Origin of the sequence: Staphylococcus agnetis, assembly GCF_002901865.1 — a bacterium.
GTDB classification, from domain to species: domain Bacteria; phylum Bacillota; class Bacilli; order Staphylococcales; family Staphylococcaceae; genus Staphylococcus; species Staphylococcus agnetis.
Genome location: NZ_PPQF01000094.1, coordinates 1 through 25,941 on the forward strand (window position 1 = coordinate 1; position 25,941 = coordinate 25,941).

Annotated in this window: 18 protein-coding genes, 24 tRNA genes and 1 rRNA gene; 41 read left to right on the plus strand and 2 right to left on the minus strand. The window is 36.2% G+C overall.

Features of this window, described 5'->3' with window-relative positions; translation table 11 throughout:
- The 37 genes from rrf to CD172_RS11700 form a co-directional block, all read left to right on the plus strand.
- Nucleotides 1-98, plus strand: a 5S ribosomal RNA gene (rrf, locus tag CD172_RS11530); the annotation flags it as partial.
- A 9-nt stretch (nucleotides 99-107) separates the two neighbouring features.
- Nucleotides 108-183, plus strand: a tRNA-Val gene (locus CD172_RS11535).
- A gap of 8 nt (nucleotides 184-191) precedes the next feature.
- Nucleotides 192-267, plus strand: a tRNA-Thr gene (locus CD172_RS11540).
- 5 nt (nucleotides 268-272) lie between these two features.
- Nucleotides 273-348 (plus strand) — tRNA-Lys (locus CD172_RS11545).
- 5 nt (nucleotides 349-353) lie between these two features.
- Nucleotides 354-435: transfer RNA gene (locus tag CD172_RS11550), tRNA-Leu, on the plus strand.
- Between the two features lie 4 nt (nucleotides 436-439).
- Nucleotides 440-514 (plus strand) — tRNA-Gly (locus tag CD172_RS11555).
- A 7-nt stretch (nucleotides 515-521) separates the two neighbouring features.
- Nucleotides 522-610 (plus strand) — tRNA-Leu (locus CD172_RS11560).
- A 12-nt stretch (nucleotides 611-622) separates the two neighbouring features.
- Nucleotides 623-696: transfer RNA gene (locus CD172_RS11565), tRNA-Arg, on the plus strand.
- A gap of 14 nt (nucleotides 697-710) precedes the next feature.
- Nucleotides 711-784: transfer RNA gene (locus CD172_RS11570), tRNA-Pro, on the plus strand.
- 22 nt (nucleotides 785-806) lie between these two features.
- Nucleotides 807-882 (plus strand) — tRNA-Ala (locus CD172_RS11575).
- Nucleotides 883-911: 29 nt separating this feature from the next.
- Nucleotides 912-985 (plus strand) — tRNA-Met (locus CD172_RS11580).
- 29 nt (nucleotides 986-1,014) lie between these two features.
- Nucleotides 1,015-1,088 (plus strand) — tRNA-Ile (locus CD172_RS11585).
- A 9-nt stretch (nucleotides 1,089-1,097) separates the two neighbouring features.
- Nucleotides 1,098-1,190: transfer RNA gene (locus CD172_RS11590), tRNA-Ser, on the plus strand.
- 24 nt (nucleotides 1,191-1,214) lie between these two features.
- Nucleotides 1,215-1,288, plus strand: a tRNA-Met gene (locus CD172_RS11595).
- 8 nt (nucleotides 1,289-1,296) lie between these two features.
- A tRNA-Asp gene (locus CD172_RS11600) sits at nucleotides 1,297-1,373 on the plus strand.
- Between the two features lie 11 nt (nucleotides 1,374-1,384).
- A tRNA-Phe gene (locus tag CD172_RS11605) sits at nucleotides 1,385-1,457 on the plus strand.
- A 13-nt stretch (nucleotides 1,458-1,470) separates the two neighbouring features.
- Nucleotides 1,471-1,546, plus strand: a tRNA-Thr gene (locus CD172_RS11610).
- Nucleotides 1,547-1,551: 5 nt separating this feature from the next.
- Nucleotides 1,552-1,635: transfer RNA gene (locus CD172_RS11615), tRNA-Tyr, on the plus strand.
- A gap of 10 nt (nucleotides 1,636-1,645) precedes the next feature.
- A tRNA-Trp gene (locus tag CD172_RS11620) sits at nucleotides 1,646-1,719 on the plus strand.
- A gap of 2 nt (nucleotides 1,720-1,721) precedes the next feature.
- Nucleotides 1,722-1,794, plus strand: a tRNA-His gene (locus CD172_RS11625).
- Nucleotides 1,795-1,810: 16 nt separating this feature from the next.
- Nucleotides 1,811-1,882, plus strand: a tRNA-Gln gene (locus CD172_RS11630).
- A gap of 8 nt (nucleotides 1,883-1,890) precedes the next feature.
- Nucleotides 1,891-1,965, plus strand: a tRNA-Cys gene (locus CD172_RS11635).
- A 16-nt stretch (nucleotides 1,966-1,981) separates the two neighbouring features.
- Nucleotides 1,982-2,056 (plus strand) — tRNA-Gly (locus CD172_RS12780).
- Nucleotides 2,057-2,079: 23 nt separating this feature from the next.
- Nucleotides 2,080-2,154: transfer RNA gene (locus CD172_RS11640), tRNA-Gly, on the plus strand.
- Nucleotides 2,155-2,194: 40 nt separating this feature from the next.
- Nucleotides 2,195-2,278: transfer RNA gene (locus CD172_RS11645), tRNA-Leu, on the plus strand.
- A gap of 170 nt (nucleotides 2,279-2,448) precedes the next feature.
- Nucleotides 2,449-3,507 carry a PTS sugar transporter subunit IIC gene (locus tag CD172_RS11650; RefSeq protein WP_060551405.1) on the plus strand — a complete coding sequence of 353 codons (1,059 nt, stop codon included), beginning with the start codon at nucleotides 2,449-2,451 and terminating at the stop codon, nucleotides 3,505-3,507.
- A 117-nt stretch (nucleotides 3,508-3,624) separates the two neighbouring features.
- A complete protein-coding gene (locus CD172_RS11655) occupies nucleotides 3,625-5,082 on the plus strand; it encodes an ABC transporter substrate-binding protein/permease (protein WP_103346437.1) in 1,458 nt (485 codons plus the stop codon).
- Nucleotides 5,075-5,797, plus strand: coding sequence for an amino acid ABC transporter ATP-binding protein (locus tag CD172_RS11660; protein ID WP_103346438.1), 723 nt, complete (start codon nucleotides 5,075-5,077; stop codon nucleotides 5,795-5,797). The genes CD172_RS11655 and CD172_RS11660 overlap by 8 nt, the downstream gene beginning before the upstream one ends.
- A 172-nt stretch (nucleotides 5,798-5,969) precedes the next feature.
- The gene (gene queG, locus CD172_RS11665) at nucleotides 5,970-7,097 is read left to right on the plus strand and encodes a tRNA epoxyqueuosine(34) reductase QueG (RefSeq protein ID WP_060551402.1); all 1,128 of its coding nucleotides are present in this window, start codon (nucleotides 5,970-5,972) and stop codon (nucleotides 7,095-7,097) included.
- 2 nt (nucleotides 7,098-7,099) lie between these two features.
- Nucleotides 7,100-7,570 (plus strand): tRNA (uridine(34)/cytosine(34)/5-carboxymethylaminomethyluridine(34)-2'-O)-methyltransferase TrmL, encoded by a 471-nt coding sequence (gene trmL / locus CD172_RS11670; RefSeq protein WP_060551401.1) that lies wholly within the window; start codon nucleotides 7,100-7,102, stop codon nucleotides 7,568-7,570.
- A gap of 14 nt (nucleotides 7,571-7,584) precedes the next feature.
- A complete protein-coding gene (gene nagA, locus CD172_RS11675) occupies nucleotides 7,585-8,754 on the plus strand; it encodes an N-acetylglucosamine-6-phosphate deacetylase (protein ID WP_103346439.1) in 1,170 nt (389 codons plus the stop codon).
- Nucleotides 8,755-8,771: 17 nt separating this feature from the next.
- A complete protein-coding gene (locus tag CD172_RS11680) occupies nucleotides 8,772-9,371 on the plus strand; it encodes a 6-phosphogluconolactonase (protein WP_060551399.1) in 600 nt (199 codons plus the stop codon).
- An 18-nt stretch (nucleotides 9,372-9,389) separates the two neighbouring features.
- Nucleotides 9,390-9,545, plus strand: coding sequence for an SAS053 family DNA gyrase inhibitor (locus CD172_RS12785; RefSeq protein WP_165804964.1), 156 nt, complete (start codon nucleotides 9,390-9,392; stop codon nucleotides 9,543-9,545).
- 158 nt (nucleotides 9,546-9,703) lie between these two features.
- Complete coding sequence (locus tag CD172_RS11685; protein WP_103346440.1) at nucleotides 9,704-10,105, plus strand: hypothetical protein; 402 nt, start codon at nucleotides 9,704-9,706, stop codon at nucleotides 10,103-10,105.
- Between the two features lie 156 nt (nucleotides 10,106-10,261).
- Entirely contained in the window at nucleotides 10,262-11,647 is a 1,386-nt protein-coding gene (fumC, locus tag CD172_RS11690; RefSeq protein ID WP_103346441.1) for a class II fumarate hydratase, read from the plus strand.
- 21 nt (nucleotides 11,648-11,668) lie between these two features.
- The gene (gene ppx / locus CD172_RS11695; protein WP_103346442.1) at nucleotides 11,669-13,195 is read left to right on the plus strand and encodes an exopolyphosphatase; all 1,527 of its coding nucleotides are present in this window, start codon (nucleotides 11,669-11,671) and stop codon (nucleotides 13,193-13,195) included.
- Between the two features lie 94 nt (nucleotides 13,196-13,289).
- Entirely contained in the window at nucleotides 13,290-15,452 is a 2,163-nt protein-coding gene (locus CD172_RS11700) for an RNA degradosome polyphosphate kinase (RefSeq protein WP_103346443.1), read from the plus strand.
- A gap of 37 nt (nucleotides 15,453-15,489) precedes the next feature.
- Here CD172_RS11700 and CD172_RS11705 read toward each other — a convergent pair whose 3' ends face one another.
- A complete protein-coding gene (locus CD172_RS11705; protein ID WP_060551394.1) occupies nucleotides 15,490-16,320 on the minus strand; it encodes an RluA family pseudouridine synthase in 831 nt (276 codons plus the stop codon).
- Between the two features lie 179 nt (nucleotides 16,321-16,499).
- Between CD172_RS11705 and CD172_RS11710 the strand changes: the two genes are divergently transcribed.
- From CD172_RS11710 to CD172_RS11720, 3 genes are all read left to right on the plus strand, one after another.
- The gene (locus CD172_RS11710) at nucleotides 16,500-17,621 is read left to right on the plus strand and encodes a GAF domain-containing sensor histidine kinase (protein ID WP_103346444.1); all 1,122 of its coding nucleotides are present in this window, start codon (nucleotides 16,500-16,502) and stop codon (nucleotides 17,619-17,621) included.
- Complete coding sequence (locus CD172_RS11715; RefSeq protein ID WP_103346445.1) at nucleotides 17,622-18,248, plus strand: response regulator; 627 nt, start codon at nucleotides 17,622-17,624, stop codon at nucleotides 18,246-18,248. It begins immediately after the preceding gene.
- A gap of 409 nt (nucleotides 18,249-18,657) precedes the next feature.
- On the plus strand, nucleotides 18,658-22,437 hold the full coding sequence (locus tag CD172_RS11720; RefSeq protein ID WP_103346446.1) for a fibrinogen-binding adhesin SdrG C-terminal domain-containing protein: 3,780 nt from the start codon (nucleotides 18,658-18,660) through the stop codon (nucleotides 22,435-22,437).
- Nucleotides 22,438-22,514: 77 nt separating this feature from the next.
- On the opposite strand, the gene CD172_RS11725 is transcribed toward CD172_RS11720, so the two are convergent.
- Nucleotides 22,515-23,384, minus strand: a complete 870-nt coding sequence (locus CD172_RS11725; protein WP_103346447.1) for a cation diffusion facilitator family transporter — start codon at nucleotides 23,382-23,384, stop codon at nucleotides 22,515-22,517.
- Between the two features lie 296 nt (nucleotides 23,385-23,680).
- Here CD172_RS11725 and CD172_RS11730 point away from each other — a divergent pair, with 296 nt between their 5' ends.
- Entirely contained in the window at nucleotides 23,681-25,672 is a 1,992-nt protein-coding gene (locus tag CD172_RS11730; RefSeq protein WP_103346448.1) for an Ig-like domain-containing protein, read from the plus strand.
- Nucleotides 25,673-25,941 lie beyond the last annotated feature (269 nt).

Genomic DNA, 25,941 nt, shown 5'->3' on the forward strand with positions numbered 1-25,941 from the left:
AGAGGCCACACCTGTTCCCATGCCGAACACAGAAGTTAAGCTCTTTAGCGCCGATGGTAGTCGGACTTACGTTCCGCGAGAGTAGGACGTTGCCAAGCTTACATATTGGAGAATTAGCTCAGCTGGGAGAGCATCTGCCTTACAAGCAGAGGGTCGGCGGTTCGAACCCGTCATTCTCCACCATTTTAATAGCCGGCCTAGCTCAATTGGTAGAGCAACTGACTTGTAATCAGTAGGTTGGGGGTTCAAGTCCTCTGGCCGGCACCATGTGAGAGCCATTAGCTCAGTTGGTAGAGCATCTGACTTTTAATCAGAGGGTCAGAGGTTCGAATCCTCTATGGCTCACCATTTATGCGGGTGTGGCGGAATTGGCAGACGCACTAGACTTAGGATCTAGCGCCTTACGGCGTGGGGGTTCGACTCCCTTCACCCGCATTAAGCAGAAGTAGTTCAGCGGTAGAATACAACCTTGCCAAGGTTGGGGTCGCGGGTTCGAATCCCGTCTTCTGCTCCATTATTTTGCCGGGGTGGCGGAACTGGCAGACGCACAGGACTTAAAATCCTGCGGTGAGAGATCACCGTACCGGTTCGATTCCGGTCCTCGGCACCATGATTTAAATATGCGCCCGTAGCTCAATTGGATAGAGCGTTTGACTACGGATCAAAAGGTTATGGGTTCGACTCCTATCGGGCGCGCTACCATAGCTTTACGGGAAGTAGCTCAGCTTGGTAGAGCACTTGGTTTGGGACCAAGGGGTCGCAGGTTCAAATCCTGTCTTCCCGACTTCTTAAAATAATACCTATATGGGGGCTTAGCTCAGCTGGGAGAGCGCCTGCTTTGCACGCAGGAGGTCAGCGGTTCGATCCCGCTAGTCTCCACCATTTAATTTAATATCAACCAACTTATTTACGGCGGCGTAGCTCAGCTGGCTAGAGCGTACGGTTCATACCCGTGAGGTCGGGGGTTCGATCCCCTCCGCCGCCACTATTTATAGTTGATAGAAATGATTATTCGGACCTTTAGCTCAGTTGGTTAGAGCTAACGGCTCATAACCGTTCGGTCGCAGGTTCGAGTCCTGCAAGGTCCATATAATTTTGGAGGAATACCCAAGTCCGGCTGAAGGGATCGGTCTTGAAAACCGACAGGGGCTTAACGGCTCGCGGGGGTTCGAATCCCTCTTCCTCCGCCATTTTAATTTTTACATTTCTATTAACGCGGGATGGAGCAGTTCGGTAGCTCGTCGGGCTCATAACCCGAAGGTCGGTGGTTCAAATCCGCCTCCCGCAATATTTTTAGGTCCCGTAGTGGAGCGGTTTAACACGCCTGCCTGTCACGCAGGAGATCGCGGGTTCGATTCCCGTCGGGACCGCCATTTTTAAAAATGGTTCAGTAGCTCAGTCGGTAGAGCAAAGGACTGAAAATCCTTGTGTCGGCGGTTCGATTCCGTCCTGAACCACTTTTTTATGTTTGCCGGCCTAGCTCAATTGGTAGAGCAACTGACTTGTAATCAGTAGGTTGGGGGTTCAAGTCCTCTGGCCGGCACCATGTATGGAGGGGTAGCGAAGTGGCTAAACGCGGCGGACTGTAAATCCGCTCCTTCGGGTTCGGCAGTTCGAATCTGCCCCCCTCCACCATATTATGCATAGGGGCATAGTTCAACGGTAGAATAGAGGTCTCCAAAACCTTTGATGTGGGTTCGATTCCTACTGCCCCTGCCATGGCGGCTGTGGCGAAGTGGTTAACGCATCGGATTGTGGTTCCGACATTCGTGGGTTCGATTCCCATCAGCCGCCCTTTATTTCATATTAATGGGCTATAGCCAAGCGGTAAGGCAACGGACTTTGACTCCGTCACTCGCTGGTTCGAATCCAGCTAGCCCAGTTCCTTTTGGCGGCATAGCCAAGTGGTAAGGCCGAGGTCTGCAAAACCTCTATTCACCGGTTCAAATCCGGTTGCCGCCTCCATTTAAATACTAAATATGCGGGAGTAGTTCAACTCTCAGAACATTTTCCTTCCCGGAAAAAGGTACAGGTGTAAGTCCTGTCTTCCGCTCCAAATTACAATTTATTTAATTTTATGCGGGAGTAGTTCAATTCTTAGAACACTTTCCTTCCCGGAAAGAGGTACAGGTGTAAGTCCTGTCTTCCGCTCCAAATGATTGCTTCCAAGTTAATGGGAGTTTTTTTGTACATTGCCGGTGTGGCGGAATTGGCAGACGCGCGGGACTCAAAATCCCGTGTCTTTACAGACGTGTCGGTTCGACCCCGACCACCGGTATATCATTCGTTCGAAGTCGCATATAATGCGGCTTTTTTTATTGGTTTCAAGGTATCCAACATTTAAACAGTATATTTTTTAATAATATAGAGAGAAAAACTACACAAGTGATTGAGACACGACACTGTATATATTATGATAGATATATTAATTTTGAGGAGGGGCAAACATTGCCAAAATCAAATTCAGAAAAAAAGCAATTTTTTACGAACATCCTTAACGCTGTTGGTGCAGGGGTCGTCATTGCATTGCTTCCTAATGCACTATTAGGTGAGTTTTTAAAATTCTTTAAAGATGGCCAACCTACATTAGAATTAATGTACCAACTTGTGCTCATCATTCAGTCTTTTATGGCATTTATCATAGGTGCTCTGGCAGCACATGCTTTTAAATTTTCGGGACCAGGTGTCGCGATTACAGGCATATCTGCGATGCTTGGTTCTGGAGCAATTCAATATAAAAATGGGCAAGTTTTTCTACAAGGTATTGGGGACATAATTAATATTATTTTAGTCGTTATCTTAGCTTGTTTTCTATTTTTAGTTTTAAAAAACAAGTTTGGTTCATTAGAAATGATTATTTTGCCTGTTTTAATTCCAGTATTAAGTGGGATTGTAGGATTGACAATTTTACCGCACGTGCGCAAAGTAACACAAGCCATCGGTGCCATGGTTCAATCCTTCACTGAACTTAATCCATTACTCATGTGTATCCTTATTTCCATGACCTTTGCATTATTAATGGTGACTCCTATATCCGTCGTGGCGATTGCGACTGCCATTTCATTAGATGGCCTTGGTAGTGGTGCAGGTAATATGGGGATCGTGGCTGCATGTGTAACGTTTATCTTTGGGTCACTAGGTGTGAATAAATTGGGTGTGAATGTTGTACTATTTATTGGTGCTGCGAAAATGATGATTCCTGTTTATTTGAAACATCCTATTATTATGATTCCACTTGCAATTAATGGTGCTATAACAGGTACACTTACTTATTTAATTGGTATTAAAGGCACACCAATGTCTGCAGGATTTGGGTATACAGGTTTAGTGGGGCCCTTAAATGCATTCGCACGTATGTCTGGGGATCCAATTATGAATATATTGTTGTTAACATTCGGTTACCTTATCATACCATTTACGTTAGGTTTTATTGTCCATCAGTTATGTAAAAAATGGATAACTGGTTACTCAGATGATATATATCGATTTGAAATACCTAAGCAGTAAAATTCATAGTTAAAGAGATGACATTCAAAACGTCTGTCATCTCTTTTTTAAAACCTTATTGCATAAATTTACGAATATATGTATAATAATGAATATTATTTAAAGGGAGGTTGTTCAATGAATATTTTGGGGAAGTTATTCACTGCTATATTTGTCGTAATGATAGTATTAACGAGCATTATTAGCCCACAGTCTAAAGCAGTAAATGATGATCAATGGAATAAAATTAAAGCTAGAGGGGAGTTACGCGTAGGATTATCTGCTGATTATGCCCCTATGGAATTTGAGCGTACAGTGAATGGCCAACGTGAATATGCTGGGATAGATATCGAATTGGCTAAAAAAATAGCGAAAGACAATGGCGTTAAATTAAAAATAGTCAATATGCAGTTTGATAGTTTGTTAGGTGCTTTAAAAACAGGTAAAGTGGATGTCATCATATCAGGGATGACACCTACGGACGAACGAAAAAAGGAAGTCGATTTTTCTAACTCTTATATGGAAGTTGATCAAAAAGTCATTATTCGTAAAAAGGATGTAGATAAATTTCAAACGTTAGATGATTTGAAAGGAAAACGTATTGGTGCACAAAAACAAACAACTCAAGAAGAACTTGCGCGTTCAGAAATTCAAGATGCCGAGGTACAGTCATTAACACGTGTACCTGAAGTCATTTTATCTCTTAAAAGTAACAAATTAGATGCGATTGTATTAGATAGTGCTGTAGGTACTGCATACTTAAAGCAAAACAAAGATTTAACTTTTTCTAAAGCTACTTTTGCAGATTCAAAAAAAGAAACCGCCATTGCTGTACCTAAAAATTCTCCTGAATTGTTAGATAGAGTTAATACGACGATTAAAGATGTTGAAAAGAAAAATTTAATCGCACAATTTGAAGATAAAGCGGCTGAAGCAATGAAAGATGAAGGAAGTTTTTTATCAAAATATGGTAATTTCTTCGTCACAGGATTGAAGAACACAATCTTTATTTCACTCATTGGTGTTGTATTAGGAGCGGTCTTCGGTGCGTTATTTGCACTCATGAAAATAGGTTCTATTAAACCTTTGAAATGGTTAGCATCAGCTTATATAGAATTCATTAGAGGCACGCCATTACTTGTTCAAGTGTTTCTTGTTTATTTCGGAACAACTGCTGTTTTAGGATTGGATATATCGGCATTTATATGCGGTGCAATCGCATTAGTTATCAATTGTTCAGCATATATTGCAGAAATTATTCGTGCGGGAATTAATGCAGTAGATAAAGGACAAATGGAAGCAGCACGTAGTTTAGGATTGAACTACGCTCAAACGATGAAAAGCGTCATTATGCCTCAAGCAATTAAAAATATTTTACCTGCTTTAGGTAATGAGTTTGTAACTGTAATTAAAGAGTCATCGATTATCTCAGTGATTGGGGTTAGTGAGATAATGTTTAATGCACAAGTTGTTCAAGGTGCATCCTTTGATCCATTCACACCACTATTAGTAGCTGCAATTTTATATTTCATTTTAACATTCACGTTATCAAGATTAATGAATGTTTTTGAAGGGAGATTGAAAATCAGTGATTAACATTAAACAACTGTATAAATCGTTTGGTAAGCAAGATGTGTTAAAAGGGATTAATTTAAATATTCATCAAGGTGAAGTTGTAGCAATAATTGGACCGTCAGGTAGTGGTAAAAGTACATTGTTACGTTGTATGAATCTTTTAGAAAGACCATCAAAAGGGGAGATATGGTTTGAAAATAAAGATTTAACAAAAAAAGATACTAAAATAGATACTTTGCGCCAAGATATGGGTATGGTGTTTCAAAATTTTAATTTATTCCCACATAAAAAAGTGATTGATAATATTACTTTAGCACCGCAATTACTTAAAAAGGGACAAAAATCAAATTTAAATGCACAGGCATTACAACTATTAGATAGAGTTGGTCTTAAAGAAAGAGCAGATGCCTATCCAAGCCAATTATCAGGCGGTCAAAAACAAAGGGTTGCGATTGCTCGTGCGCTAGCTATGAATCCAAAAGTTATGTTATTTGATGAACCAACATCTGCGTTAGATCCAGAAGTTGTTGGCGAAGTTTTAAATGTTATGAAATCACTAGCTAAAGAAGGCATGACGATGGTAGTGGTCACACATGAAATGGATTTTGCAAAACACGTCAGTGATCGTGTTGTATTTATGGCGGATGGGATTGTAGTAGAAGAAGGGCCTCCTGAAGCGATTTTTGAAAACCCTCAACATGAGCGTACTAAAAGCTTCTTAAAACGTGTGATGTAATCAATGTTAATAAAAAGAAAGTATTTCTTAGATATGATATATTTAGGAAATACTTTTTTTGTAATTAAAGAATTGAATGCAAAAAAAGTGAAGCCTTTGAATCAAAATTTTTAGTGAAGCGTCTGTTTGAAATTATGGTAAAATAATAGCGTGACTTTGTGAGGTGATTGAGATGGATTTAGTAACGTTAAAACAAGAAATCATTGCATATGCACATCAAATTGGTATTGATGACATAGGATTTACAACGGCAGATCCATTTGATGAACTGAAAAACAAGTTAATAGAATACCACACTAAAGGATATGCCTCAGGCTTTGAAGAATCTGACATAGCGTTAAGGGTAGAACCTAAATTATCTATGTCTTCAGCAGAATCCATTATTGCGATTGCAGTAGGATATCCTAATAAGTTAAAAAATGCACCCAAAAGTGTTCGAGGTAAACGTAGAGGCATGTTTGCTCGGGCGTCATGGGGGCAAGATTATCATACAATTATGCGTAGACGTTTAGATGATTTGGCGGCGTTTATTCAATCTAAAGTACCTGATGTTGAAATCATGTCTATGGTTGATACGGGTGTTTTATCTGATCGCGCAGTAGCTGAACGTGCTGGTTTAGGGTTTACGGGTCGAAATGGCTTTGTCATTAATCCTGAGCTCGGCACATGGACGTATCTTGGCGAAATGTTAATCAACTTACCTTTCCCTCCTGATGAGCAAATTTTGGATAGTTGCGGAGAGTGTACGATTTGTGTTGATCGCTGTCCTACAGGTGCGTTAGTAGGGAATGGTCAGCTCAACAGCCAGAAATGTATCAGTTATTTAACACAAACAAAAGGTTATTTAAAAGATGAATATCGATATAAGATAGGCAATCGTCTCTATGGATGTGATACGTGTCAGCAAGTATGTCCAAAAAATAGAGGGATTAATACAGAACAAGAAGATATTATTCTTGAGCCAGAAATATTGAAACCTAAATTAGTTCCACTTTTACAAATGTCTAATAAAGAATTTAAAGCAACTTATGGACATTTGGCCGGTGCATGGCGGGGTAAAAAGCCAATTCAACGTAATGCGATCATCGCGTTAGCACATTTTAACGAAACAACAGCAATACCTGATTTAAAACAGGTTGCTGAAAATGATCCACGTCCTATGATAAGGGGTACAGCGTATTGGGCGATTGGTCAAATATTAGGGGAAGCAGCACGAGAATACATTATGTCACGTTATGATGATGAATTAGAAGAAGTTCAACAAGAAATGATAAAAGGTTTAGAAATGAGGAGACTATAGAAATGACTATTCATGTTGTATTATATCAACCTGAAATACCTGCAAATACAGGAAATATCGCACGTACATGTGCTGCGACAGATACTCACTTACATTTGATTCGCCCATTAGGGTTTAGTACTGATGATAAAATGTTGCGTCGTGCTGGTTTAGATTACTGGCAATTTGTTAATATCACATATCATGATAGCATCGAAGCGTTTTTCGAATCAACTGAAGGTGAATATTATTTATTAACGAAATTTGGATCAAAGAATCATACATCTTTAGATTTTTCAGATACGAATACAAATCATTATTTTATTTTTGGTAAAGAAACAACAGGATTACCTGATTGGGTTAAAGACACTTATAAAAATACGGCAATGCGTATACCAATGAACGATAATGTAAGAGCACTTAATTTATCTAACACAGCTGCGATTTTAATTTATGAAGCATTAAGACAACAAGGGTATCCGAATTTACAATAAAGAGGAGATCAGATATGTCAGAATACATTTTACAGGGCGGTAAGATTTATACTGAAGATGGTGTGATTGATAATGGATATTTAAAAATTAAAGACGGCCTTATTTCGTACATTGGCCATGAACCTTATGAAGGCGATTTAGATGTTATTCATGTTTCTGGAAGTCACATTTTACCTGGTTTTATCGATATCCATATTCATGGAGGCTATGGTCACGATGCGATGGATGCGGATGAAGAAGGTCTAAAACATTTATCTAAAAATCTTTTGTCAGAAGGAACAACAAGTTACCTTGCAACGACTATGACGCAATCGAATGAAGCAATTATCGATGCGTTACATACCATTGCACATTATCAACAACAACAAACTACTCATGAAGCTGAAATTTTAGGTGTACATTTAGAAGGACCATTTATTTCTGAACATAAAGTTGGGGCGCAAAACCCCAAATATGTGCAACGTCCTACGATAGCACAAATAAATGCATTTCAAAAAGCGGCTAATCAACTCATTAAAATCATTACAATTGCACCAGAAGTGGAGGGTGCACACGATGTTATTAAAGCTTATAGTAATGACATTATTTTTTCGATGGGCCATACAGTAGCTACTTATGACGAAGCGAACGCAGCGGTTCAATGCGGTGTAAAACATATTACTCATTTATACAATGCGGCCACACCATTTACTCATCGCGATCCTGGTGTGTTTGGTGCAGCATGGACAAATCCGTTTCTACGTTGTGAATTAATTGGTGACGGTATACATTCACATCCAACATCCGTTGATATTGCTTTTAAAATGAACGGATTATCTCACATGTTTTTAATTACAGATGCGATGCGTGCCAAAGGTTTAGGACCTGGAGAATACGACTTGGGTGGTCAAAACGTAACTGTAACGCATGAAACTGCCCGACTTGAAAATGGTGCACTTGCAGGTAGTATTTTAAAAATGAATGAAGGATTAAAAAATTTAATTCAATATACGCATCGGAATTTAGAAGATTTATGGCGTGTAACAAGTTATAATCAAGCTAAGGCATTAAATATACTTCATCAAAAAGGTAGCATCCGTGAAGGTAAACATGCAGATATCGTTATAGTAGATGACGATATCAATGTTTTAAAAACAATCAAGATGGGGTATGTATGTAATAATGTTAATGACAAGAATGCATAATAGAGGAGTGTAAGAATATGGCAATGAACTTTAAAGTATTTAAAGACAAAGATACTGTAGCGGTTTATGCGGCAGATATCATTCGAAAACAATTTAATAATAATCCAACGACGATAGCAGGATTTCATCTTAGTGAAGAGGAAGCGCCTGTCTTTGACTATTTAAAACATAATGTTAACGACCATGCAGTTGATTTTAGTCAAATTCACATTTTAGATTATGATAAACAAGCGTCATATTTTAAGGCTCTTGGTGTACCTGAAAAACAAATTCATGAAATCCCAGAAGAAGACGAAGTAGAAAAATTCATTGAACAAAAAGCGAAAACGAAAGACAATAAAGGTAAACTTACATTACAAGTCGTGTCTATTAATAATAAAGGGGAATTTGGTGTCCCTGTTAATAATGGCTTAAAACCAGCACGCGAGATTTTTGTTGTTGTGACTGGAAGCGATAAAGCGGATGTGATTAAAAAATTATATGAGGATAATGGTAATACGAGCTTTATTCCTTCTAGTTTGAAAACACACCGTATGGTGAATGTGATTCTTGATGAAGCTGCAGCTCAAGGATTACCGGATGACGTAAGAGAATATTTCACTTCTCTTTATGCATAATAGAACTGGGGTGATGTAATGTCTGATGAAAAGCATATTGAACATGAAAATGAAATGGTAGATAATTTCGAAGATCTCGTTCAATTAGGTAAAGAAATGGAACAGATTTCTGAGACAAATGATCAAGATAAAGTCAATCAATCACATGACCCGAATATTCGTTCAGATCAATAATGTGAAACTAGAGTGGGGTGTTTATCACATGATGACCCTCACTCTTTTTATATATTAATTTGTTATTGAGTGACATCGTAGTAGGAGCGTGCGTTGTTTTATGAAGAAAGATAAATTATAATATACGACAGAAATGGTACTATGAAAGGTGTTAATATATGAAACTTTATCAGATGTGGTTGCCGCTACTTATTGCTTCTACACTCATCAATTTAATTTCAATTAAGGGATTTCCCCTTGCACTCGGGACGTTATATTTGCCGATCCTTTTTAAAGTTGTAAAAATGCAAATGAATCTTTCAAATGGTTTGTTTGAAGAAGATGTGAATGCAAACGTGTTTATACATAATAATCAAAAGGGCATTGTAATCAGTGTATTATGTTGTATTGCAGTAACGATGGCATTATTCATTTATCTTAAAGACCTTTATACATCACTTTCTGGAATTTTAGGTTTTTTTATTATGTTTAGTCCAATAACGTTAGCGCTCGGGCTCATCCTTTATATTTTGACTGCAGTGGCTATTGTACAAGCTACGAAACATAAATTTACTTCGTAATATAAAATTAAATCTTGCCTTATCGATATAAAAAGATGAAAGTTAAAAACGCTTTCATCTTTTTTATATTGTACGCATGCACGCAATTGAACCTTGTTTTTATTTAATGCTATAATTTAAGTGAAGATACATATTATTAAAGGGGAGCGAATCTAAATGTCAGTAAGAATTGAACATGATACTTTCGGTGAAATTGAAGTGCCAGCAGATAAATATTGGGGTGCTCAAACACAACGAAGCAAACAAAACTTTCCAGTAGGTAAAGAAAAAATGCCTATCGAAGTGATATATGGCTTTGCGCAATTAAAACGTGGTGCAGCATTAGCAAATCATGCATTAGGCAAGTTGAGTGACGCAAAAAAAGAAGCGATTGTGTATGCATGTGACCGTATTTTAAATGGTGAATTAGATGAACATTTTCCATTAGTTGTGTGGCAAACTGGAAGCGGAACACAAAGTAACATGAACGTCAATGAAGTAGTGAGTTATGTCGCAAACGCGTATTTAAAAGAACGAGGTATGGATGAACATATTCATCCTAACGATGATGTAAATAAATCTCAAAGCTCTAATGATACATTTCCGACTGCGATGCACGTTGCTTTATATCATGAAATTGAATCTAAATTGGAACCAGCTTTAAAACGTTTACGTGACACATTCTATAAAAAAGAATCTGAATTTAAAAACATCATAAAAATTGGCCGTACCCATCTTCAGGATGCAACGCCGATAACATTAGGGCAAGAGATTAGTGGATGGCGCTATATGTTAGATGTATGTGAACAACTGCTCACAGAGTCTAAAAAGCATATTCTTAATTTAGCCATTGGAGGTACAGCAGTAGGTACAGGTATTAATGCACATCCAGAATTTGGCGACAAAGTGGCGCATTACATTTCACAAAATACAGGCTATCCATTTGTATCTTCTGAAAATAAATTCCATGCATTAACAGCACATGATGAAGTCGTCCAATTACATGGTTCTTTGAAAGCGTTAGCTGGAGATTTAATGAAAATTGCTAATGACATTCGTTGGTTGGCATCAGGTCCGCGTGCAGGGCTTGCGGAAATTTCAATTCCAGAAAATGAACCAGGTTCATCAATTATGCCTGGGAAAGTGAACCCTACACAATGTGAAATGTTAACAATGGTTGCAGCACAAGTAATGGGTAATGATGCTGTAGTAGGCTTTTCCAGTTCACAAGGTAATTTTGAACTTAATGTATTTAAACCTGTCATCTTGCACAATACGTTACAATCCATTTATTTACTAGCTGATGGTATGAATACATTTAATGACAATTGTGCTGTAGGTATTGAACCGATTGAAGACAATATTGATCGTTATTTAAATCGTTCATTAATGCTTGTAACTGCATTGAACCCTCACATCGGGTATGAAAATGCGGCATCAATTGCTAAAAAAGCGCACAAAGAAGGCTTAACGTTAAAAGAAGCAGCAATTCAATCTGGTCACTTAACTGAAGAACAATTTAATGCGTGGATTAAACCCGAAGATATGGTACATCCGAAGTAATTAAGGAGGATTTTTGCAGCAATGGAACGAAATGGTTTAATCGATATCGGATCGAATACGATTCGTTTAGTAATTTTCCAATATAACCAAGAAACCGGACTCAATGAAATTCAAAATATTAAAACACCAGCGAGACTAAGTCAATATTTAGACGATAAACATAAGATGTCTGACGAAGGAATTGAAGTTTTAACTGAAGCATTACACAGTTTTAAAAAAGTGGCAGATAAATTTAAAGTCGACAATTTATTTCCTATTGCTACTGCTGCCATTCGCCAATCTACGAATAAAAAAGAGATATTGAAACACGTTAAGAAAAAAGTGGGGCTCGAAATTATTTTAATTCCAGAAGAAGATGAGGCTTTTTATGGGTCTTATGCAGTAACACATACGACAGGCATCAATCATGGTATTACAGTAGATATCGGTGGTGGGTCTACTGAACTCACGTATTTTGAGAACCGTAGAATTAAACAAGCTACAAGTTTTCCATTTGGCGTTGTTACACTTTCAAGAATGTTCTTTGAAAATAAGGATCATAATGACAAAGATGCGATTAAGAAAATGGAAAAATTTTTGAAAAATGAATTCGGGAAATTGGATTGGATAAATAACCAACACGTTCCTTTAATTGGTATAGGTGGTTCAGCACGAAACTGTGCACGTATTCATCAATCTACACATCAATATCCTATTGCAGGTGTGCATGGCTATACGATGACATTTGAAGGATTGAAAGAAGTGTATCAACTGTTGAAAAAAACATCACGAGATGACTTAACAACTTTAGATGGGTTAAGTCGTGATCGTGCTGATATCATTTTACCAGCTGTTGCTGTATTTAATACATTGTACGACATGATGGATGCCAGTGCATTTACGTTTTCACGTAAAGGTATTCGAGAAGGCTTTATCATGAATCAAATCGCGAACGCCTATCCTGGCGAGTTTTCAAGACATCACGTGCGACAAGATGCTTTAAAACATCTAGCAAACGAATATCATATCGAACAAAGTGGTGCGAAACAACGTGTCAAACTTGCATCGTCATTATTTGATCAAATTTCTAAATTTAGAGCACTTGATATTAATGACGCGCTTCAACAGTTGTTTTTAGAAGCTGCTTACCTTTATTATCTTGGTAAGTTCATAGATTCAGATTCTAGTTCTCAACATACGTATTATTTAATTGCCAATTCAAGTATTAATGGGTTAACACACAAAGAACGCGTCACACTCGCTTTACTCGCAAGCTTTAAAAATAAAACGTTATTGAAATTTTACAGTGACGAAACAGGATGGTTCGCTTCAGAGGAATTAAGTGATATTCAAACGTTAGGTGGCATTGTAAAATTTGTCAATGCGATGAATATTTCTAATACAAATACAGTGAATCGCATGACATTGACAAAAGATAAAGACGGTTTCCAACTCGATGTCTATTATCGCGGGGAACCAATTGCTGAAGCATACCAAACACTTCGTCAGAAAAAGCATTTAGAGAAAGTGCTAAAAGACGACGTTAAAATTAACTTTACTAAATCTTAACCGTGGCTCTATGTTTACCGGAAAGCATGTTATGTTATTCTAAAATTAAGTATGAAAAGACCTTTGGGATTTATTAATGAGGTGAAGTGAACAAGTGACAAATAAGAATACTAATTTAGACATTAATCACCCAAGTTACTACAATAACAGGGAAGTCAGCTGGTTAGATTTTAATTATCGCGTACTTCAAGAAGCATGCGATACATCAAATCCACTGTTAGAACAACTTAATTTTATCGCAATTGGAAGTTCAAACTTGGATGAATTTTTTATGGTTCGAGTGGCAGGGTTAAAAGATCAAGTTAAAATGGGCTTTGATAAGCCTGAAAATAAAACACAAATGACACCGACAGAACAACTAGTTGAGATTGAAAAGAAAAACCGTAAAAATGTAGCGTTTCAATACCAACGATATAACGAACTCATCGAAGCATTAAAAGACTATGATGTATACGTCAGTCAACCTGAAGATTTGAGTGAAACGTTAATTGAACGTTTAGAAACCATTTTCTTAAATGAAATTCTACCTACATTAACACCGTTAGGTATAGATGCATATCGTCCGTTTCCAAAACTAAATAATAAAACATTAAATATTTTTGTGGATATCGATACAGGTAATGAAATTAATTCTGCAATTGTACAAATACCGGCATTATTAAAACGTTTTATTTCCATTAATGAAGGCAATAAACATTATATTATTTTGATTGAGGATTTAATTAGTTACTTTATGGGGCATTTATTTAATGGATACGAAATTCTAAATACGTATACATTCCGTATCACCCGAAATGCTGATTTAACAATTCATGAGGATGGCGCAGAAGATTTACTTATTGAAATAGAGCGCTTTCTAAAAGAACGTAAAAGTGGTGCGGCAGTTCGCCTAGAAATAGATAATCGTTCACATCCTGAGAATAATTTAGATTGGTTAACTGATATTTTAGAGTTAGATGAAGCGGATGTGTATTTAACAGATGGACCATTAGATTTAACGATGGTTTTCGCATTAGTAGATCATTTATCTAACAAATTAAAAGATTTAAAATATCCACGTTATACGCCTCAATTACCGCAATCTTTGGGGAATAATAATATATTTGATTTGGCAATGAAACGTGATATTTTCTTCCATCATCCATATGAATCTTTTGATCCAATCGTTGACTTTATTAAAGAAGCTTCAGAAGATCCTGATACGATTGCGATTAAGCAGACTTTATATCGAGTGAGCAGTGATTCACCTATTATTGAAGCACTTAAAAACGCTGCTGAAAATGGAAAGCAAGTAACAGTATTGGTTGAATTGAAAGCGCGATTTGATGAAGAAAATAATGTGCATTGGGCACGTATGTTAGAGGAAGCAGGGTGTCATGTCATGTATGGCATGACACATTTAAAAACACACAGTAAAATCACATTAATCATTAAGCGTATTCAAGGACAGCTCGTACCATTTGTGCATCTCGGTACAGGTAACTACAATGATAAAACAGCGAAATTGTATACAGATATGGGTATTATCACTACAAACAGTGATATTGGAAAAGATGCGATGAGTTTCTTCAACTATTTAAGCGGTTACTCAATCAAACCGGATTATCATCAATTAAACGTATCACCCTATGAAATTCGCGATTTATTTATTGAACGTATCGATGAAGAAGTACAGAGCCATTTGAAATATGGAAATGGCAAAATGATGATGAAAATGAATTCACTTACTGATAAAGCATTAATTAAAAAATTATTTGAAGCCTCTCAAGCAGGTGTGAAGATTAAACTCATCATTCGCGGTATTTGTTGTTTGAAACCAGGTATTCCAGGTGTGAGTGACAATATCGAAGTTGTGAGTATCGTAGGGCGCTTATTAGAACATTCTCGTATTTATTATTTTTATAATAATGGTGATGAAAAAGTGTATTTATCATCAGCCGATATGATGACACGTAATATGATAAAACGCGTCGAAATCTTATTCCCTGTGTTGAACCAAAAAATCGCAAGACGCCTTGTTGCTTACCTAGAATTACAGTTAAACGATAATCAAAAAGGACGTTATCAAGATCGTTATGGGGAATATCATTACGTTCAAAATGACCAAGCACCGCTTAATTCACAAGAAGCACTTATGGATGAAGCCATCACATATGGTGTGAATTTAAAAAAAGAAAATATCGTAGAAACTGGACAAACCGTGAGACCTAAGTCCAACTGGGTAAATCGGTTTAAAAAGAAATTTAATAGAAAATAAAAAAGCATCTGTCATGGATTTTCATGACAGATGTTTTTTAAGGTTTGATATCATCTAATGACACATTGATTTCACGTTGTAAAATAGGATGTTTAAAGCGCACTTGATAACTTTCAAGTTTAAGTTGTCGTAACTTAGAATGCCCGTATAAAGGGTCACCAATTACAGGATAGCCTAATGCTGCTAAATGTACTCTAATTTGATGCGTACGGCCAGTATCAAGTTTGAGATGGACTTCACACACACCTTCTTTAAGTAATTTAGAATCTAAAATATGAGTAATCGCACGTTGACCTGTTGGTGAAATGCGACGTTTATTTGGGTGAAATTTGTCTTTACCAATCGGCTGATCAATTGTTTGAGGTTTCAATGGTAAAAGACTATTGACTTCTGCGCGGTAAATACGATGTATGTCGTTATCCTCTAACATACGATCTAAGATTTTCTTAACAATCGGATGCTTCGCAACAATTAATAAGCCTACCGTTTCTTGATCCAAACGGTGAATAGGTTCGACATAATCAACATTTAACGTATAAATAACATGATTCATCAACGTATTACTTTCTTTTAAGTCATTCGGATGTGTTTTCACACCTTTTGGTTTATAGACTACTGCTAAATAATCATCTTCATAAGCAATATGCGCATGTCGGTAACTTGGGACATATTGACTTTGTTCAATAGGTAAAGGAAGAACAACCTCATCTCCGCTTTTCACTATATGATTAAGCGTTGTCATTTCATCATTTACTAAAATTTCTTTAGACATGTTCAGTAAATGTAAATCTTTTTTAGGTAATTTTAAAGCTTTAAATATCTCTCTTAAACGCATTTGATCAAACGGTTCTGCTACAGTAAATTTCATAATAGCCTCCTTATCTCAACTATCATACCATATTTAAGTGGGATGTATTTTACATTTTTAAGTTTATTAAAGCATCTCTTTAAAATCACGCACTTTTAAATAATCGATAAACATTTGTATTTTGCGAGACAATTATTCACGTGTATACTATGAGATAAGTGAAACTTTGGAGTGATCATATGGAGAAACCAACACGCCTTGCATTATTAAAAGAAATAGCTGAATTTTTGAACGAAGAAACAGAATTAGAACCTATGTTACATGGCGCGCTTAAGTCTCTAATTCAAGGTAGTGATTTTACGACAGGTTGGGTATTTTTTATTGATGAGAATGGGGCGCATACTTTAGAAGCAGATTATGAATTACCGCGTGCTTTGACAAGTCATGACTGCAAATATATGACAGAAGGTCCTTGTTGGTGTGTCCAATCGTATCATAATAAAAAATTAACGAAAGCTTCTAATATTATTAATTGCTCAAGAATTAATTTGGCAAGTCAAGAGTTCAAAGATGATACAGAAGATATAACCCACCATGCTACGGTGCCGTTACGTTCTGGGAATGAACAATTTGGATTATTGAATGTCGCCACACCCCATACGACACATTATTCTGATGAAGATTTGGAATTACTAGAATCAGTCGCATTTCAAATTGGTTCAGCAATAAAGCGCATCTATTTAACAAATCAAGAAAAAGAGGCTGCTTTAATTAATGAACGTAATCGACTTGCACGAGATTTACACGATTCAGTCAATCAAATGTTGTTTTCTTTGAAATTAACTGCACATGCGGCGGGACAGATGTCTTATGAGCCGACTTCAAAAAAGGCTTTTTATCAAATTGAACAAACGAGCCAAAACGCTGTCAATGAAATGCGCGCATTAATCTGGCAATTGAAACCTGTTGGCTTAGAACAAGGTCTCGTTCATGCCATTAAACAATATGCGCAATTGATTCACATAGATGTTGATATTAAAGTTCATGGTTTAATTGATTTAGACCGTAAAGTAGAAGTTCATGCGTATCGAATCATCCAAGAGGCAATGAATAATAGTAAGAAGCATGCGAATGTCGCCATTGTATATGTAGATTTAAATCAAAATAGTGAACGACTTGCTGTTCAAATTTATGATAAAGGTGAAGGGTTCAATCCCCGTAACATTGATGACAAAGGACAACACGGTTTATCACATATAAAACAGCGTGTAGCCTTATTAAATGGACACTTTACAATTGATGGCACGCAAGGCGTTAAAATTAATATTGAAATTCCACTACACCGAAAAGGAAGTGAGTAAATGAAATCTATTGCACTGGTAGATGATCATTATATCGTAAGACAAGGTTTGGAATTTTTGATTGCTACTAAGGATGATTTTCAAGTTGTCGGGAGTTATGGACGAGGCAAAGACTTACTTTCGGCGTTACAAACAAACGAAATCAATCCTCAATTAATTCTTGTTGACTTAGTAATGCCAGAAATGAACGGGATTGAATTAATTCATGAAATCAAAAAAAGCTACCCACATATAAAAGTATTGGTACTTACAAGCTATGTAGATGATGAACACGTCATGTCTGCTTTAGAAGAGGGGGCAGATGGCTATCAAATGAAAGATGTTGAAGCGGAACAATTGATTAGTGCTATTGATCAAGTGATTGCTGGTGCACGTGTTGTTCATAAAGAAGCGGAAGCCGTAATGAATAACGTAGTGACTAAACCGCATCATGTGAATAAATTGTCAAAACGAGAAAGAGAAGTATTAAAAGAAATGGTTAAAGGCAAAACCAATAAAGAAATTGCGGCACATTTATTTGTTTCAGAAAAAACCATTAAAACGCATGTCAGTCATATTTTTAATAAATTACAAGTATCAGACCGGACTCAAGCAGCGATTTATGCAATGGAAAATAACCTAATTTAAACACGATATATTGAAGAATGAGACGACTCAAACATGAGAATGATCGTCTCATTTTTTATTGTCCAATAATGTGCAATGGTTTAAAAAAGTGAAGATGATGGTAAAACGTACTATTAATGAACAGTGAGAGAAAGTTTGTATTTACCATCAGTTTTTATAAATTGTTCGACATACGGTTTACAGTTTAATTAATAATTCAGATTGATTATTTACATTCAAAGCAAGTACTTTGTAAATCATTTTCTTGAGGTGTAATATAACAATATTATCGTATTAAAGACTTCAAAGTGTAACATTAAATCTCGCTTAAATATTAAATTTCATGATATCTTTTTACGTCCATAAATGATATGATACTCAATGCTGCTATAAATTAGGGAGAATTAAGGGATATATTGGAGGAATTTATTTGAAGAAAAAAGTTAAACAAAGACATAGTATTCGCAAATATAAAGCAGGGGCATCATCAGTATTATTAGGACTTTTCGTCTTTTTTGGACTCATTACTGAGGAAAAAGTTAGTGCTGCAGAAATATTACCTGGCCAAAGTGAAACAAGTAAAAAGAAAAAAGAAGGGGCATCACCAGATTCTAGTGACACGTCAACTTCTAGTTCTGGAAGTGCAACAACAACATCTGCAGTTGATCAAACAACGACCGATCCAAATGTGAATGCCACGAACGTATCTGGTAATCAAGTGGCGATGTATCCAACTCCGCCTAACAGTGACGTAACCTCCACGACAACAACACCTACAAATACATCGGCTACTGATGCTACTGTAATGAACAATGACACGACGTCAAGTACAACAACGACATCACCTTCAAGTTCATCAATGGATACTACACCTCAAACAACATCTACAGAAAACAATGTAACAACAGATACCACAACAACGTCTACACAAAACAATGCAACGGCAGATACCACAACAACGTCTACACCATCAACAGAAACGACAACTACAACGCAATCATCTACAGAATCAACACCTTCACAACAAACATCTACAACAACGACAACTTCAACACCAGACAGATCCAACTCAACAACGACTTCATCATCAACAAATTCAACGGCAACAACTGGTTCAGATATTACTAATAAAGTTCAAATTGTTTCTTCATCAATTGAAGGAAATAGCACAGTAAATCCACACAATGCAGAGCGCGTCACACTAAAATATGATTGGAAATTTCCAGATGGAATGAAACAAGGAGATTACTTCGACTTTGTTTTATCCAATAATGTCAATACATCAGGAATTTCTACAGCTCGAAAATTACCTGACATTTTAAATGGATCTTTAGTAATGGCCACAGGTCAACTTATCGATAATAATACAATTCGTTATACTTTTACGGATTATATTAACAATAAAGTTAATGTAACAGGGAATTTAAGTTTAAACTTATTTATCGACCCTAAAGTGGTGACAAGCGAAGGAAATCAAACAATTACAGCTACACTGAATGGACAAACAACATCAAAAGAAGTGGTTATAGATTACCTTGAAGGTGTTAATTTAAGAGGCGTTAATATTAATGGTTCTATTGAATATTTAGACAAAAATACAAATACGTTTAAACATATTGCGTATGTAAATCCTAGTCAAAGCACTATTTATAACTCTAGATTAACGGGTAATATTACTAGTGGTGCGCCTACAACAACACAACCTAATGTTAAAATCTATGAATATTTAAGTAACAATCCTTTGAATCAAAGTGTATACGTTAATACATCTGATACAAATTTATTTAAAGATGTAACAGATACTTTTAAAAATAATTTAACTATAAATAGTGGTGGATATTACGTAGATTTAAATGAACTCACTAAAACGTATGTGGTTACGTATGAAGGCCAATATTTTAACAACGCAAATGAACTTAACTTTAGAACGGAATTAGCTGGTTATCCATCGACTTACCCATATTATTACACGTCTGTAAAATGGGATAACGGCGTAGTATTTTACAGCAATAAAGGTACTGGTAATGGTATCGATCAACCAATAATTGAGTCGAATAATTTTGTGTTTACAGAAGACACAGGTACTGGTGCTATCAGTGGCCAATATAATGGACCAATGGTTGAAGTAGAAGAAGATCCGTTAACTATTAGTTTTGATTCAGTTCCAGAAACTGTGAGTGGCTCAAATGAAACCGTTGTAGAGGAATATGAAGATAGTGCGCCAATTCAATTTGAAGAAAATACAATGCCAGATGGGATGACTGGGGCGCAAGAAGCAGTAACTGAAGAATTCGCTGATAGTGCACCTATCGAGTTCGAAGAGAACACTTTGCCTGATAATGTGACAGGTTCTTATGCCGGTGCTTTAGAATTTTATGAAGATACAAATATTGTTGATTACGTTGAAGACACAACACCAGAAGGTATGACAGGAACGAACACAGGCGTAACGGAAGAGATAGAAGAAAGCAATGTGGTAGACTACGTTGAAGACACAACATCAGAAGGTATGACAGGATCGAACACAGGTGTAACGGAAGAGATCGAAGAAAGTAACGTGGTAGACTACGTTGAAGACACGACACCAGAAGGTATGACAGGATCGAACACAGGTGTAACGGAAGAAATAGAAGAAAGTAACGTGGTAGATTATGTTGAGGACACGACGCCAGAAGGCATGTCAGGATCAAACACAGGTGTAACGGAAGAGATCGAAGAAAGTAACGTCGTAGATTACGTTGAAGACACGACACCAGAAGGTATGACAGGATCCAACATAGGCGTAACGGAAGAAATTGAAGAAAACGATGTGGTAGATTACGTTGAGGACACAACACCAGAAGGTATGACAGGATCCAACATAGGTGTAATGGAAGAGATCGAAGAAAGTAATGTGGTAGATTATGTTGAGGACACGACACCAGAAGGTATGACAGGATCCAACATAGGCGTAACGGAAGAAATTGAAGAAAACGATGTGGTAGATTATGTTGAGGACACAACACCAGAAGGCATGACAGGATCGAACACAGGTGTAACGGAAGAGATCGAAGAAAGTAACGTCGTAGATTATGTTGAAGACACGACACCAGAAGGTATGACAGGATCCAACATAGGTGTAATGGAAGAGATCGAAGAAAGTAATGTGGTAGATTACGTTGAGGACACAACACCAGAAGGCATGTCAGGATCAAACACAGGCATAACAGAAGAAATCGAAGAAAGCAACGTCGTAGATTATGTTGAAGATACGACACCAGAAGGTATGACAGGATCCAACATAGGTGTAACGGAAGAGATCGAAGAAAGTAATGTGGTAGAATATGTTGAAGACACAACACCAGAAGGTATGACAGGATCGAACACAGGTGTAACGGAAGAGATCGAAGAAAACGACGTGGTAGAAGATTCACCTGTAGAACCAATTATCACACTGCCTTCATTTAACCTTAGAAACATTATTCAATTTAATCCAATTACACGCATTACTGGAATTGGTTCTATCAATTTAAACCGTGTGAATCATTTTAATGTTTCTAAATTTAATCATGAAGTTAATGTAGATGTACCTGAGCCTGAAGTTACAACAGAGGTTAAGATAAACGAGGACCCAACGGTATCTATTGAAAATGAACCAGAATTAAACGATGTTACTTCTGAAAACAATGTGAGTGATGCTTTAGAAACGCTAGAAGAGGATCGCGTCACTGTAGATACGCTAGAGACAGAACCTAAGACGGAAGATAAATCAGAAACACAACCTTCAAATGAATTGAAAGATGAGGGCACGGCGTCTGAAGATGTAAAAGAAGAGACAACGCTTCAACCTCAAATGATGAATCAGACAACAAACAATGCGAATCCATCGCCATCGACGTCTTTAAACAACCATATTAAAGCTGGTCAAGGTACAACGAATACGAAGCATGACACTATAACTTCTACAAACAAAATGAAAGATCAAACGGTGTTAGTACAAAATGAAGTATCACATAGTAACACTAAACAAAACTTAACTGCCAATAACACTACGACATCTCAAGAAGCAACAACGCATGATAACGCCAAAGATCAATCACAACCACAACGTTCTGAGTCCTTACCAGAAACAGGTCAATCAACGCAACAAACTGGTATATGGGCCATCGTAATGGCATTATTAGGTATGGTGTTCGCATTTAGACGTCGTAAGCAAAAAGATAAAGAATAAATATAAATAAAGTTAGAGCGTAAACCCATAAATAAGTAAAAGCCCTAAAGTTCAATTTACGAACTTTAGGGCTTATTTTATGATATATGAGGTTCAATATGGACAATTGTCTCCACTTCACCAAGATGTTGTTGTAATTCAGTTTCAATGAGGTCTGAGATTTCATGACTTTCAATCACATTGAGTTGCGGATTCACTGATATTGTAACATCTATAAAAGACATTACACCGTGACTCCGTGCTTTAATATCTCTAATTTCATAGATACCATTAATTTGTGAAATAATAGTGTAAATTTCATCTAACGCATCTTCATCATAACCATCTGTAAGTGTAATTGCTGTCTCTTTAAATATATCGATGCTTGTTTTCATGATAAGTAAACCAATAATAATAGCGGCAATGGTATCTAACATTGGGACGCCCATATAAACGCCAATAACTCCAATGACCGTACCTATAGAGACTAAAGCATCAGATAAATTGTCATAGCTCGCCGCTTTTAAGGCACTGCTATTGACACGTCTAGACAGGTTTCGATTATAGAAAAAGACCATAAACATTACAAGTGCTGATATTAAGCCCACGATGACTGCAGAATGACTCGGTTCATGAAAAGAGCCTTCATAAAAATGACGAATACCCGTCGTGATAACTTGAATACTCACCGCAAACATAATAAAAGCGGCGATCAGCGATGCAATAAATTCTGAGCGATAATGTCCATAAGGGTGATTTTTATCGACTGGTTTTTGTGAAATATATAATGCAATCAAGATTGCCACAGAGCTGATTACATCGGTCGCGTTATTAATACCATCTGCGGTTAAACCATGACTATTAGCTATCCAACCATATAAAATTTTCAAAATAGTTAAAGCAGTGTAGGTCACAATACTTAAATAAGCACCCTTTTTTGCTTGAGAAAGTTTATATTCTATTTGCACTTTCAACACTCCAAAATGTAACGTTCTATCATTATCCTACTAAAATCATTTAATTGCTAGTTTTTTATTTAAAGCAAGGCAAAATAATCTGAAAATAAGTGTATCATTACACCAAAAGAATTCTATTATCCTCCTAACCTTAAGAATACCATAAATTATCTAAAAACAATGTTAAAATATCTTAAATATAGTATTTAGCACTATTTATTTTTAATTTTAGGTGTTATGGTCTATGTAAGCAGTACTTTTTTAGCAGAAGAAATTCATAAAAATTTTTTAAATTGGAGGAAAGTCGAATGAACAACGAGATTAAACACACGCATAGTATTCGAAAATACAACATTGGTGCCGCATCTGTCGTTTTAGGGATGATCATCTTTTTAGGAAATATAGGTTCCGGTGATGCCCAAGCATCAGAGTCTGACAAAGATATTCAGAAATCATCAAATCCGAATACAGAAATGCATACAAATTTAAAAAATAACAACATCACACAGCCCGCTTTAAACACGTCAGCTCAAACTGACAAAAGTACGCAACATCAACCTTCATCAGAATTAAAATCACCACAAACAGTGGATCAAGCAACTCAATCCACTCACGCAAATATAGACAAAACAACACCAAAAGTAAATCCGCAAGATCATCATCAATCAACAAAACCAAGTAAAACACCATCGCCACAAACACCTAAAAATAACCAAGTTAATCCACCAAAAGCGAAAGAAAATGTTATCGATGCATTAAAACAGACAAAACCTGTTAAAGATATTAGAAACATTACGTCTAAAGTGAAAGTACAATCTGCGGAAATTAAAGAAGTGCATCAAGCAAATACTGATAAGAAGAATTTAAAACATATCAACCCACATAAAGGTGATAAACTTAAATTAAAATATCAATGGAAATTAGGGAAAGACGTTAAATCTGGAGATTATGTAGATATTCATTTATCTGACAATGTTAATACTAAAGGTGTTGTAGATAATCGTGTCCTTCCGAATATTAAAGAAGGTAAGCATACAGTGGCAGTTGGTAAATTAGTTGATAACCATAAATTACGTTATACGTTTACAGATTATGTGAATCAACGTACAAATATTAACGTCTCTTTAAACTTAGATTTATATATTAATCGTCAAAATGTTTTAAATGATAGTAAACAAACAGTAATGGCAACGTTAGGAAATTTAAAAACTGAGCGCCAAATTAATGTAACTTATGATCAAGGCGCATCACAACATGGTGTAAAAGTGAATGGTACATTCAGCCATATCAACCCGGAAAAGAAAACGTTTGAACATATTACATATGTAACAAGTCAAACGGAAAAAGCAAAAAGTGGTTTGGTATCAGCAATGTTGGTACACGGTCAAGATTTAAAAGGTAAAACGTCAGTGAAAGTCTATGAATATATTGGTAAAGGATTAGTAAACCAAAGTTTAACTATTAATCCTCGTAATCAAAGCATGTTCAAAGATGTCACGTATCTTTTTGATAAAATGTTATTTACGAATTCGCATGGTTATCATCTTGAAGCAACACCATTAAACAGACAATATTTAATTGTGTTTAATGGTACATTTAATGAAAACGCCGATTCAATTAAATTTGATACGCAATTACTTGGCTTCAAGAATCCGTTAACAGAAGAAAAAGTTGCTCATGTTGGATGGAGCAATCAAATAAAAGTGTTCAAAGACAACGTTACTGGAAGCGGAACAGCAATTTCAGCGCTTAAAGATTCTAAAATGGATGAAGATAAAGAAAAACCTAAAGGTGAAGACAAACCTCAAATTCAACCAAAACCTGAGGATAACAATAAAATGAAACCACAGGATCAAAATAAACCACCTAAAGATAAAAATGACGTACCAAAGCCTAAAGATGAGATGAAAAAACCAACACCTGAAAAACAACCAGACCATCAAATCAAACCGGAACAAGATAAAGATCATATGATGAAAAAACATCCACAACCGAACGTTCCGAAACCGATGCCAATGCCTAAAGAAGAAAAACAAGAACAACCTAAAGGCCCTAAAATGATACAAGACCGTCATCAAATGACGCCTCCTACAACAGGAGAGCAACCTATGATGAAAAATCATAAACGTACGCATGAAATGTCCCAAAAGAAAGCACAACAAAATGATAAACATATGAAATCAATGTTGCCTAAAACAGGACAGACGACGTCTACAGAAACAACAACATTATTTGGTACATTGTTAGCAATTTTAGGATTAACAGCATTTGTCACACGCCGTAAAGAGAATAAGAATTAATAACTGTTTTACAGAAGGCTACTATACTCAATATACATCCCAGCATATCTATAAAAGCCTTACTATGTAATCAACTTCCTCCTCTATTTTCAATATATAGAGGGGGATTTTTAATGGACATTTAAAATAAATAACTATAATATTATATAATAGTTAAATGTTTATTGGAGACTTGAGGTGATTCAAATGTTAAAAACATTAATAATTTTAACAATAGTGTGGGTTGTCTACAGTCTGTTTAAATTAATATATATAAGTATGTGTAAAGT